This window comes from Streptomyces sp. NPDC034086 (assembly GCF_055575515.1).
Genome location: NZ_JBVISM010000003.1, coordinates 369,811 through 381,078 on the forward strand (window position 1 = coordinate 369,811; position 11,268 = coordinate 381,078).

Here is an 11,268-nt window from a genome sequence, read left to right on the forward strand (position 1 = left end):
CCCGCCGGCCGGGCCCGTACGCGGCGCCGCGCCCCGCTGTCACCGGGCGGCGGGGCCGCCCCAGTGGAAGAGGGTCATGGCCACGCTGGTGGCGAGGTTGTAGCTGGAGACCTGGGGACGCATCGGCAGGGAGACCAGGTGGTCGGCGCGCGCCCGCAGCTCGGGCGAGATGCCGTGGCGCTCGGAGCCGAAGGCGAGCAGGGCGTCGTCCGGGAGCGTGAGGGCGCGGATGTCCTCGCCCTCCGGGTCGAGCGCGTACACCGGCCCGGCGGGCAGCTCCTCCAGCTCCATCCGGTCCACGGTGGTCGCGTAGTGCAGCCCGGCCCCGGCCCGGACCACGTTCGGGTGCCAGGGGTCCAGGTCGCCCCGGGTCACTACGCCGGTGGCCCCGAAGCCGGCGGCGAGGCGGACCACGGCGCCGACGTTGCCCAGGTTGCGCGGATGGTCCAGCAGCACGACGGGGGCCGTCCGGGGCGTCCTCGCCAGCGCGGCGCGTCCCGCCTCCCGGCCGGGGCGTACGGCGAGCGCGGCGACCCCGGTGGGGTGCACGCGGGGCAGCAGTTCCCCGAGCGGGGCCCGCCGTACCAGCCGGGCCACCTCCGGTTCCACGTCCGGGGCGAGCCCGGCGGCGAGTTCCCGTACGGCCCCGGGGTCGTCGGCGACCACCGCCAGCACCTCGGCGCCGAAGCGCAGGGCGTGCTTCAGCGCGTGGAACCCGTCGAGCAGCACCACGTCACCCCGGTCGGCGCACTCCCGCCACTCCCGCTGGACCTCACCGGAACCCTGCCGCTCACTCATGCCCCGACCCTACGACGCCCGCCGCCGGAGCCGCCGCGAAGGGCACGGCCCCGCCCGCCGCCCGCGCCCGGGCCGCCGCCCACGCCCCGGCCACGCGCGCACCGGTCCACACGAGCAGTCCCGTGGGCAGGAACACCGCGTCGGCGGCGATCATCGCGAGCGAGAAGAACGGCAGCCCCAGCAGCACCGCGATCCCGGCGTGCTCCAGCATCATCACGGCCAGCAGCACGTTCTTGACCCGTCGGTTGAACAGCGCGAACGGGAAGGCCACCTGCACCGCGACGGTCCCGTACGTCAGCAGCATCACCACCAGTCCGCTGCCCGCCATCACGTCCGACAGCCAGGGCCAGGGGGTGAAGTAGTCGAGGCGGAGCGGGTAGTACAGGGCGGTCCCGTCCTGCCACCGCGAGCCCTGGATCTTGTACCAGCCGGCGGTCGCGTAGATCAGGCAGACCTCCGCCGCGATCACCAGCATCCCGGCGTTGTGCAGCAGGTTCGCGAGGACGTCGAGCGTCGCCCGCCGCTCGCCCTGCGGTGCGTGGCGGTCGGCCAGCCACCACAGCGCCGTTCCCGTCCACAGCACCGAGAAGGCGGCCAGCCAGGGCGCGCCGAGGTGTCCGGCGAGCGCCCCGTACGCGAACAGGGCTCCCAGCACCGTCCACAGCACCGGCCCCGCCGCCCCGGCCGTGGCCGAACCGCGCAGCCGGGCCCGGCGCGCGTCCAGCGACCAGACCTGGGCGCAGCGCGTCAGCACGAGGTAGACGGCCATCAGGTGGATGACGTTGTCCCCGCCGTCGCCCATGAAGACGCTGCGGTTCTGCAGCGACAGCACCCCGACCATGAAGAGGACCGACGTCGCCCGCGTCCGCCAGCCCAGCAGCAGCAGCGCGCTCGCGAGCACGGAGAGCGCGTACACGGTCTCGAACCACAGCGCGGAGTCCGACCACATCAGCACCGTGAAGGCGCGGTTCGAGGCGATCAGCCGCTCGGCCAGCTGCCAGCTCCACGGTCCGTCGGGCCCGTACAGCTCGTGCCGGTTGGGGAACTCCCGCAGCAGGAAGAACAGCCAGGTCGCGGCGAAGCCGATGCGCACGACGGCGCTCTGGTACGGGCCCAGTGCCTGTCCGGTGGCCTTGGCGACCGCCCCCGCGAGGGCGCCCGTCACACGTTCCACCACGGCAGCTCCCGGTAGTACGTCTGGGTGTCGGTCTTCTCCTCGCTCCAGGGCGGCGCGGCCACGGACCGCGTCGCCGAGCGCAGCTGGATCCGTACGATCCGCCCGCCGCCGGGCGTCCCGGCGGGCTCGGCGGCCGGTGTCCCGGCGGGCCGCCCGGCCGTCAGCCGGGCCAGGGCGATCCGCTTCAGGTACTGCTCGGACAGCTCCCCGCGCTCGCCGTCGGGCTTGTTGTCCTCGTCGTGGGAGCCGGTGAAGAAGTCCCACGCCCTGCGCAGTTCGTTCTGCTCGGTGTGGCTCGGCAGCAGGCCGTGCCGGATCGCCGCACCGTCCTCGGCGGACAGGTCGCGCCAGTCGCGGGTGACCAGGGCGCCGTCGGCGGTGCGGACCTGGGCGCGGACCTCGACGGCGATGTTCTGCTGGAGCGGGTTGGGCGCGAACAGCTTCCAGTTCTGTTCGAACTCGGGATAGATCCAGCCGTCCACGAGCCGCGCGTGCTGCTTGCTGACGGTGTTGGACGGCGCGACGTGCAGGAAGACCAGCCCCAGGTGCAGGCAGGCGCCGACGCCCAGGGCCGCCGCGGCCAGCGCCGCCAGGACCCGGTGGGGGGCGGAGAGGCCGGCCAGCCCGGGCGCGCGCGACGGGGCCGCGGGCACCGCCGCTGCGGTCGGCGGAAGTGCTCCTTCCGCAGGCTCGCGCTCGTTCGAATCCATCCCGTCCCGATCATCCGGCGTCCACAGGGTTGCCCACAGAGGTTGACACCCTACGGGCCGCCGTCTCACCATTGAAGAGGATGAACCGAACGATCGGTCGGTCGGGCGGACGGCACACTCTGACAGGGGACCGGGATGGTCGCAGTGACCCCGGAAACGGGCACGTCAGGCACGGTGGACGGCGCGGTGGACGGGCAGTCCGCGGACCTCGGCGCACAGCTCCGTGCCGACTTCGACGCCGCGGTGGCGGCGGACGAGCGCGTGGAGCCTCGGGACTGGATGCCCGAGGAGTACCGCGCCTCCCTGGTCCGCCAGATGGCGCAGCACGCCCACTCCGAGATCATCGGCATGCAGCCCGAGGCCAACTGGATCACCCGCGCGCCCTCCCTGCGCCGCAAGGCGATCCTGATGGCCAAGGTGCAGGACGAGGCGGGCCACGGCCTCTACCTCTACAGCGCCGCCGAGACCCTCGGCACCAGCCGCGACGAGCTGCTCGACAAGCTGCACTCGGGCAAGCAGAAGTACTCCTCGATCTTCAACTACCCCACCCTCACGTGGGCCGACGTCGGCGCCATCGGCTGGCTCGTGGACGGCGCGGCGATCACCAACCAGGTGCCGATCTGCCGCTGCTCCTACGGCCCCTACGCCCGCGCCATGGTCCGGATCTGCAAGGAGGAGTCCTTCCACCAGCGCCAGGGCTACGAGCTGCTCCTCGCCCTCTCGCGGGGCACCGAGGCCCAGCACGCCATGGCACAGGACGCGGTCGACCGCTGGTGGTGGCCCTCCCTGATGATGTTCGGCCCGCCGGACGACGAGTCGGCGCACTCGGCGCAGTCGATGGCCTGGCGGATCAAGCGGCACTCCAACGACGAGCTGCGCCAGCGCTTCGTGGACATCGCCGTCCCGCAGGCCGAGTCGCTGGGCCTGACCCTGCCCGACCCGGACATCAAGTGGAACGAGGAGCGCGGGCACTACGACTTCGGCGCCATCGACTGGGCCGAGTTCTGGGACGTCCTCAAGGGCAACGGCCCCTGCAACGAACAGCGGATCGGCCAGCGGCGCAGGGCGCACGAGGAAGGCGCCTGGGTCCGCGAGGCCGCCTCCGCCTACGCCGCGAAGCACACCAGCACCGGACGAGAGGTACAGGCATGACGCAGAACTGGCCCCTGTGGGAGGTGTTCGTGCGCTCGCGCCGCGGCCTCTCGCACACGCACGCGGGAAGCCTGCACGCCCCCGACGCGGAGATGGCCCTGCGCAACGCACGCGACCTCTACACGCGGCGCAACGAGGGCGTCTCGATCTGGGTGGTGCCCTCCACCGGGATCACCGCCTCCTCGCCGGACGAGCGGGACCCGTTCTTCGCCCCGTCGGCCGACAAGCCCTACCGGCACCCCACCTTCTACGAGATCCCCGAGGGGGTGCGCCACCTGTGAGCGCAGGCACCGACACCCGCACCGCGGCCGCCCTCGCCCTCGGCGACGACGCGCTGATCCTCTCCCACCGCCTCGGCGAGTGGGCGGGCCACGCCCCCGTCCTGGAGGAGGAGGTCGCCCTGGCCAACATCGCCCTGGACCTGCTCGGGCAGGCCCGTCTCCTGCTGTCCATGGCGGGCGACGAGGACGAGCTGGCCTTCCTCCGCGAGGAGCGCTCCTTCCGCAACCTCCAGCTGGTCGAACAGCCCAACGGCGACTTCGCCCACACCATCGCCCGCCAGCTCTACTTCTCCTTCTACCAGCACGAGCTGTACACGGAGCTGGCCGCGGGGGACGGGCCGTTCGCCCCGCTCGCGGCCAAGGCCGTGAAGGAGACCGCCTACCACCGGGACCACGCCGAGCAGTGGACGCTGCGCCTCGGCGACGGCACCGAGGAGAGCCGGACCCGGATGCGCACGGCGCTCGACGCCCTGTGGAAGTTCACTGGGGAGATGTTCCGGCCGGTCGAGGGCCTCGGCCTGGACGGGGCCGCCATGGAGGCCCTGGAGGCCCGCTGGCTGGCCGCGCTGGGCGACGTACTGGACCGGGCGGGGCTGACTCCGCCCGAGGGGCCGCGTACCGGCGCCTGGGCCGCCGGAGCCGGCCGCGAGGGGCTGCACACGGAGCCGTTCGGGCGGCTGCTCGCCGAGATGCAGCACCTGCACCGCAGCCACCCCGGAGCGTCATGGTGAGCGCCGGGGCCGGAACCACCCGCCTGGAGGCGGAGCTGGCCGAGCTGGCGGGTTCCGTCCCCGACCCCGAACTGCCCGTGCTGACCCTGGCCGAGCTGGGCGTCCTGCGCGGGGTGCGGATGCACGAGGACGGCCACGCCGAGGTGGTCCTCACCCCCACCTACACCGGCTGCCCGGCCATCGAGGCGATGTCCGCCGACATCGAGCGGGTCCTCACCGCCCACGGCATACCCGAGGTGCGGGTCACCACGGTCCTGGCCCCCGCCTGGTCCACCGACGACATCAGCGCGGAAGGCCGCCGCAAGCTGGCGGAGTTCGGCATCGCCCCGCCCCGCCCGCACGCCGCCGGCGGACCGGTCCCGCTCACGCTGTCGGTCCGCTGCCCCCACTGCGGCTCGACGGACACCGAGCTGCTCAGCCGCTTCTCCTCCACCGCGTGCAAGGCGCTGCGCCGCTGCGTGGCCTGCCGCGAACCGTTCGACCACTTCAAGGAGCTGTAGATGGCCGCACCCCGCCACGGCGCGTTCCACCCGCTGACGGTGGCGGAAGTCGACCGGCTCACCGACGACTCGGTGGCACTGACCCTCCGCGTCCCCGAGGACCTGCGCGAGGACTACCGCCATCTCCCCGGACAGCACCTGACGCTGCGCCGCCGCGCCGCCGAGGGCACCGAGGTCCGCCGGACCTACTCGATCTGCTCCGCCGCCCCGGCGCCCGACGGCCCCGGACCGGACCGGCTGCGGGTGGGCGTCCGCCTGGTGGAGGGCGGCGAGTTCTCCACGTTCGCGCACAAAGAGATCGCCGCCGGGGACGAGCTGGACGTGATGGTCCCGGCCGGGCGGTTCGTGCTGGACCCGGCCGCCGCCCCGCCGGCCGCGCACTACGCGGCGATCGTCGGCGGCAGCGGCATCACCCCGGTGCTGTCGATCGCCGCCTCGCTGCTGGCGGCCCGGCCCGACGCCCGGTTCTGCCTGGTGCGCAGCGACCGCACGGCGGCCTCGACGATGTTCCTGGAGGAGGTGGCCGACCTCAAGGACCGCTACCCCGACCGTTTGCAGCTGGTCACCGTCCTGTCCCGCGAGGAGCAGGAGGCCGGGCTGCCCTCGGGACGGCTCGACGAGGCCCGCCTGGTGTCCCTGCTTCCCGCGCTGCTGCCGGTCGCGGAGGTGACGGGCTGGTTCCTGTGCGGGCCCTACGGACTGGTGACCGGCGCCGAGCGGGCCCTGGCCGCGCTGGGCGTCGCACGGACGCGGGTGCACGAGGAGATCTTCCACGTCGAGGACACCGCTCCGCAGGTCGCCGCCCGCACCGTCGCGGCCCCGGCCCACGGCCGGGTGACCGCCCGGCTCGACGGCCGGTCGGGCACCTGGCCCGTCCAGGACGGCGAGTCCCTGCTGGACACCGTGCTGCGCAACCGCGCGGACGCCCCGTACGCCTGCAAGGGCGGGGTCTGCGGCACCTGCCGGGCCTTCGTGGTCTCCGGTGAGGTGCGGATGGACCGCAACTTCGCACTGGAGGCGGAGGAGACCGAGGCGGGGTTCGTACTGGCCTGCCAGTCCCACGCCATGACGGAGGACGTGGAGATCGACTTCGACCGGTAGGCCCCTGTCCCCGCGGCGCCCTCAGGGGCGCCGCGGGCCTGTCCAATTGCCCTCCCCTGCTCTATCTTGACGCACCGTCAGATCGGCAGTGGACGCGCACAGGAGGACAGGCAGTGGACTTCGCCTTCACCGAGGAACAGCAGGCCGCCGTCGAGGCCGCCAGGGCCGTCTTCGCCGACGTCGCCCCCGACGCCGTCCCCAGCCCGGCCCTCACGTCCGGCGCCGTCGCGGACGGGTTCGACCGGCCGCTGTGGAACAGGCTCGCCGCCTCCGACCTGCTGAGCCTCGTCCTCGCGGAGGAACACGGCGGTGCGGGCCTCGACACCATCGCCCTGTGCCTCGTCCTGCGCGAAGCCGCGAAGGTGCTGGCCCGGGTGCCGCTGCTGGAGCACTGCGCCACCGCCATGGCCGTCCAGGCCCACGGCAGCCCCGGGCTGGCGGCCGCCCTGCTGCCCGGCGCCGCAAGCGGCACCCTCGTCCTCACCGCCGCCGCACACGGCCGCACCGGTCACGACCCCGCCGAACTCGCCGTCACCGCGCGCCGCGAGGGCACCGACTGGCTCCTGGACGGAGTGCAGACCGCCGTGGCCTGGGCCCACGGCTGCGACTGGATCGCCGTACCGGCCCACAGCATCGCCGTACCGGCCCACAGCGGCGGGGGCGAGGCCGTCCTGGCCCTCCTGCCCCGCACCACTGCGGGGCTCACGCTCGCCGACCAGTACTCCACCAGCGGCGAGCGGCTCGCCGAACTCACCCTGGACGGGGTCCGGGCACCCGCCGCCCACGTGATCGACGCACCCGGCGCCTGGGACCGGCTCCGCCAGCTCCTGGCCACCGGCACCTGCGCCCTCGCCCTGGGTCTCGGCGAGGCCGTCCTCACCATGACCAGCCGGTACACCGGCGAGCGGGAGCAGTTCGGCTTCCCCATCGCCACCTTCCAGGCCGTCGCGGTACAGGCCGCCGACCGCTACATCGACCTGCGCGCCATGGAAGCCACCCTCTGGCAGGCCGCCTGGCGGCTCGACGCCGCGACCGGAGGGGCGGGCGGGCCGCTGCCCAGCGCCGGGGACGTCGCCGTCGCCAAGATCTGGGCCTCCGAGGGCGTACGCCGGGTCGTGCAGACCGCCCAGCACCTGCACGGCGGCTTCGGCGCCGACACCGATTACCCGCTGCACCGCTACCACGCCTGGGCCAAGCAGCTGGAGCTCCAGCTCGGCCCGGCCGCCGCGCACGAGGAGGCCCTGGGCGACCTGCTGGCCGCCCACCCCCTCGGCTGACACCCCGGAACGCGGAGGGAGGGCGGTCAGAGCACGAAGGCCGGCTTCCCGCTGTCCGTCACCATCGGACGCCCGGCACGGTCCCACGCCTGCATCCCGCCGTCCACGTTCACGGCCTCGATGCCCTGGCGCACCAGGTACTGGGTGACCTGCGCGCTCCGGCCGCCCACCCGGCACATCACGTACGCCGTGCGGCCGTCCGCGACCGCCTCCGTGACCTCGCCGAAGCGCGCCACGAAGTCGCTCATCGGGACGTGCAGCGCCCCCTCGACGTGCCCGGCCTCCCATTCGTCGTCCTCACGGACGTCGAGGACGAAACCATCGGCGGGCACCGACGCGGCGTCCACCGAGGGAAGCGGTCCGAGGTTCATCACAGTCGCCTTCTCTCTTCACGGATCTGGTCTGCCAACCTATCCGACGCCCCGGCCGGGCCGGCCTCATCCGGCGCTGTACGACGCCAGCTCCGCCTCGCGCTCCGAGACCTGCGCCAGCAGCTGCTCCGCGATCTCCTCCAGCAGCCGGTCCGGGTCGTCCGGAGCCATCCGCAGCATGGCGCCGATCGCACTGTCCTCCAGCTCCTTGGCCACGAGCGAGAGCAGCTCCTTGCGCTGGGCCAGCCACTCCAGGCGGGCGTACAGCTCCTCGCTCTCACTCGGCCCGGCCTCCTCGGGCGGCGGACCGGCCTCCCACTCCTCGGCCAGCTCGCGCAGCAGCCGCTCCTCACCGCGCCCGTAGGCGGCGTTGACCCGGGCGATGAACGCGTCGCGGCGGGTCCGCTCGGCCTCGTCCTGCGCCAGGTCCGGGTGGGCCTTGCGGACCAGCTCGCGGTACAGGCGGCGCACCTCCTCGGTGGGCCGTACCCGCTGCGGCGGCCGCACCGGCCGGTCGGTGAGCATCGCGGCGGCGTCGTCGGAGAGCCCGTCCGATCCCAGCCAGTCGTGGAACAGCTCCTCCACCCCCGGCATCGGCATGACCAGCGAGCGGGCCTCCTGGGCCCGCCGCAGGTCCTCGGGATCGCCGCTGCGGGCCGCCTTGGCCTCCGCGATCAGCGCGTCCAGCTCGTCGAGGCGCGAGTACATCGGCCCGAGCTTCTGGTGGTGCAGCCGGGAGAAGTTCTCGACCTCCACCCGGAAGGTCTCCACCGCGATCTCGAACTCGATCAGTGCCTGCTCGGCGGCGCGCACGGCGCGTTCCAGCCGCGCCTCGGGCCGCTCGTCAGCGGGAACGGCGGGCTCTTCGGGCGCGGTGTGTTCGGTCTGCTCGCTCACCCGGCCAGCCTACGGCCCGCCCCGGCGCGTGTTTCACGTGAAACACGCGCCGGGCCGCCGCCCGGCCGGAGCGGACGGCTCAGACCCCGAACTCCGCCGCGATCCGTCCCGAGCGCACCGCCGCCACCAGGTGCGCGTGGTCGGCCTCGCTCCGGTCGGCGTAGGCCACGGCGAAGCCGGCGATCGCCTCGTCCAGCTCCTCGTTCTTGCCGCAGTACCCCGCCAGCAGCCGCGGATCGGCGCTGTGCGCGTGCGCCCGGGCCAGCAGGGCACCGGTCATCCGGCCGTAGTCGTCGAACTGGTCCACGGCCAGCGCCGCCGGGTCCACGCTGCCCTTGCGGTTGCGGAACTGCCGGACCTGGTACGGACGCCCCTGGACGGTGGTCCAGCCCAGCAGGATGTCGGAGACCACCTGCATCCGCCGCTGCCCGGCCACCACCCGACGGCCCTCGTGCTCCTCCGGCGCCGCGTGGAAGCCGAGCCCGGGCAGGTACGGCAGCAGCACCGAGGGCCGCGCCTCCTTCACCTGGAGGACCAGCGGCTCCCCCCGGTGGTCCAGCAGCAGCACCACGTACGAGCGGGTGCCCACGCTGCCCGTGCCGACCACCCGGAACGCCACGTCGTGGATCGCGTACCGGGCCAGCAGCGGCAGCCGGTCCCCCGACAGGGTCGCCAGGTACGGACCCAGGGAGGCGGCCACGGCGGCCGCCTCCTCATCCCCGACCCGGCGCAGCACCGGCAGCGCGTCCACGAAGCGTCGCCCGCCGTCGGCCAGCACCTCCGTCGACCGGGCCGCGAACCGGGCGGAGGTGTTGTTGCGGGCCTTCTCCGAGACCCGCTCCAGCGTCCCCACGAGGTCCCGCGCGTCGGTGTGCGAGACGAGCTCCTCGTCGGCGATGGCGTTCCACGCGTCGAGCGCGGGCAGCTTCGCCAGCAGCCGCATCGTGCGCCGGTACGCGCCCACCGCGTCCCGCGCCGCCGCCAGGCAGGTGTCCTCGTCGGCCCCCGCCACCCGTCCGGCCAGCACCAGGGAGGTCGCCAGCCGCTTCACGTCCCACTCCCAGGGCCCGAAGACGGTCTCGTCGAAGTCGTTCAGGTCGATCACCAGCCGGCCCCGCGCGTCCCCGTACAGTCCGAAGTTGGCCCCGTGGGCGTCGCCGCAGATCTGCGCGCCCACCCCGGTCACCGGGCCGCCGGACAGGTCGTGCGCCATCAGTCCGGCCGCCCCGCGCAGGAAGGCGAAGGGGTTCGCGGCCATCCGGCCCACCCGTATCGGGGTCAGCTCGGCGACCCGCCCCACGTTGGACTCCTCCACCGCGCGCACGGCGTCCGGGCGCCCGGCGGGAGCCTCGAACCGCGCGTGCGCCGCGCGCGGTACGCGCAGCCGCAGCGCCCTCCCGGCCTCCTTGGGCGAGCCCGCCACGTTCCGCGGCGCGAAGCCCTCGACGCGCGGGATCCGCCCGCCGGACCGCCCCGCCGGACCGCCCGCCTCCGCGCCCGCCGCCTCAGCCGCCGCGTACTGCCCCGCCATCGCCACCATCCGCGCTGCCCCGCCCTGTTCGCGCCACACCGGCCACCACGTGGCCGGTCAAGTCCGGCAGACCGTACCTACAGCCCGGCGTCCCTGGCCAGCAGGGCGGCCTGAACCCGGTTCTCACACGCCAGCTTCGCCAGGATGCGGCTCACGTACGTCTTCACCGTCGCCTCGCTCATGTGGAGCCTGCGCCCGGCGTCCGCGTTGGACAGGCCTTCCCCCAGCAGCGCCAGCACGCCGCGCTCCCGCTCGCTCAGCTCCGCGACCCGCCGCCGGGCCTCCTCGCCGCGTCCCGCCGCCGGACCGGCCGCCAGCTGGTCCACCACGTGCCGGGTCGCGCCGGGCGAGAGGTACGCGTCCCCGGCCGCGGCCGCCCGCACGGCACCGATCAGCTCACCCGGCGCCGAGTCCTTCAGCAGGAACCCGGCACCGCCCTGGCTCAGCGCCCGCAGGACGTTCTCCTTCTCCCCGAAGGTGGTCAGGACCAGCGCCCGTACCGCCGGGGCGGCCCGCACGACCTCGGCCAGCGCCGTCAGACCGTCCATCACCGGCATCTGGATGTCCAGCAGCAGCACGTCCGGGGCGTGGGACAGCGCCAGCTCGACCGCCTCCCGGCCGTTGGACCCCTCGGCGACGACCTCGATGTCCGGAGCCGAGGTCAGGATCATCCTGATCCCGGCCCGGATCAGCGGCTCGTCGTCAGCGATCACCACTCTGATCACCTTGGCTGTCACCCGCG

The 11,268-nt window shown here is 74.1% G+C and carries 13 protein-coding genes; 6 read left to right on the forward strand and 7 right to left on the reverse strand.

Going from position 1 to position 11,268, the window contains the following annotated elements; genetic code table 11:
* Positions 1-39: 39 nt before the first annotated feature.
* Genes ACZ514_RS11635 through ACZ514_RS11645 form a run of 3 tightly spaced genes read right to left on the reverse strand, consistent with a single transcriptional unit; the run spans position 40 to position 2,628 of the window.
* The gene (locus tag ACZ514_RS11635) at positions 40-798 is read right to left on the reverse strand and encodes a TrmH family RNA methyltransferase (protein ID WP_468163955.1); all 759 of its coding nucleotides are present in this window, start codon (positions 796-798) and stop codon (positions 40-42) included.
* Complete coding sequence (locus tag ACZ514_RS11640) at positions 791-1,975, reverse strand: HTTM domain-containing protein (protein WP_468698605.1); 1,185 nt, start codon at positions 1,973-1,975, stop codon at positions 791-793. The genes ACZ514_RS11635 and ACZ514_RS11640 overlap by 8 nt, the downstream gene beginning before the upstream one ends.
* Positions 1,960-2,628, reverse strand: a complete 669-nt coding sequence (locus ACZ514_RS11645; RefSeq protein ID WP_469124619.1) for a DUF5819 family protein — start codon at positions 2,626-2,628, stop codon at positions 1,960-1,962. Before ACZ514_RS11645 ends, ACZ514_RS11640 begins: the two co-directional genes overlap by 16 nt.
* Positions 2,629-2,820: 192 nt before the next feature.
* Between ACZ514_RS11645 and paaA the strand changes: the two genes are divergently transcribed.
* The 6 genes from paaA (at position 2,821) to ACZ514_RS11675 (ending at position 7,727) form a co-directional block, all read left to right on the forward strand.
* A complete protein-coding gene (paaA, locus tag ACZ514_RS11650) occupies positions 2,821-3,837 on the forward strand; it encodes a 1,2-phenylacetyl-CoA epoxidase subunit PaaA (RefSeq protein WP_468163961.1) in 1,017 nt (338 codons plus the stop codon).
* Complete coding sequence (gene paaB / locus ACZ514_RS11655) at positions 3,834-4,118, forward strand: 1,2-phenylacetyl-CoA epoxidase subunit PaaB (protein WP_053675581.1); 285 nt, start codon at positions 3,834-3,836, stop codon at positions 4,116-4,118. The genes paaA and paaB overlap by 4 nt, the downstream gene beginning before the upstream one ends.
* Entirely contained in the window at positions 4,115-4,849 is a 735-nt protein-coding gene (gene paaC, locus ACZ514_RS11660; RefSeq protein ID WP_468163963.1) for a 1,2-phenylacetyl-CoA epoxidase subunit PaaC, read from the forward strand. The genes paaB and paaC overlap by 4 nt, the downstream gene beginning before the upstream one ends.
* Positions 4,843-5,349 (forward strand): 1,2-phenylacetyl-CoA epoxidase subunit PaaD, encoded by a 507-nt coding sequence (gene paaD, locus ACZ514_RS11665; protein WP_468163965.1) that lies wholly within the window; start codon positions 4,843-4,845, stop codon positions 5,347-5,349. The genes paaC and paaD overlap by 7 nt, the downstream gene beginning before the upstream one ends.
* On the forward strand, positions 5,350-6,450 hold the full coding sequence (locus ACZ514_RS11670) for a 2Fe-2S iron-sulfur cluster-binding protein (RefSeq protein ID WP_468163967.1): 1,101 nt from the start codon (positions 5,350-5,352) through the stop codon (positions 6,448-6,450).
* Between the two features lie 113 nt (positions 6,451-6,563).
* Positions 6,564-7,727, forward strand: a complete 1,164-nt coding sequence (locus ACZ514_RS11675; RefSeq protein ID WP_469124620.1) for an acyl-CoA dehydrogenase family protein — start codon at positions 6,564-6,566, stop codon at positions 7,725-7,727.
* 26 nt (positions 7,728-7,753) lie between these two features.
* On the opposite strand, the gene ACZ514_RS11680 is transcribed toward ACZ514_RS11675, so the two are convergent.
* The 4 genes from ACZ514_RS11680 to ACZ514_RS11695 form a co-directional block, all read right to left on the reverse strand.
* Positions 7,754-8,098 (reverse strand): rhodanese-like domain-containing protein, encoded by a 345-nt coding sequence (locus ACZ514_RS11680; protein WP_468163971.1) that lies wholly within the window; start codon positions 8,096-8,098, stop codon positions 7,754-7,756.
* 66 nt (positions 8,099-8,164) lie between these two features.
* Positions 8,165-8,995 carry a J domain-containing protein gene (locus ACZ514_RS11685; RefSeq protein ID WP_469124621.1) on the reverse strand — a complete coding sequence of 277 codons (831 nt, stop codon included), beginning with the start codon at positions 8,993-8,995 and terminating at the stop codon, positions 8,165-8,167.
* A gap of 79 nt (positions 8,996-9,074) precedes the next feature.
* Positions 9,075-10,526: a DUF2252 domain-containing protein gene (locus tag ACZ514_RS11690; RefSeq protein WP_468163975.1), complete on the reverse strand. Its 1,452-nt coding sequence runs from the start codon at positions 10,524-10,526 to the stop codon at positions 9,075-9,077.
* 77 nt (positions 10,527-10,603) lie between these two features.
* Positions 10,604-11,263: a response regulator gene (locus ACZ514_RS11695; protein ID WP_468163977.1), complete on the reverse strand. Its 660-nt coding sequence runs from the start codon at positions 11,261-11,263 to the stop codon at positions 10,604-10,606.
* Positions 11,264-11,268 lie beyond the last annotated feature (5 nt).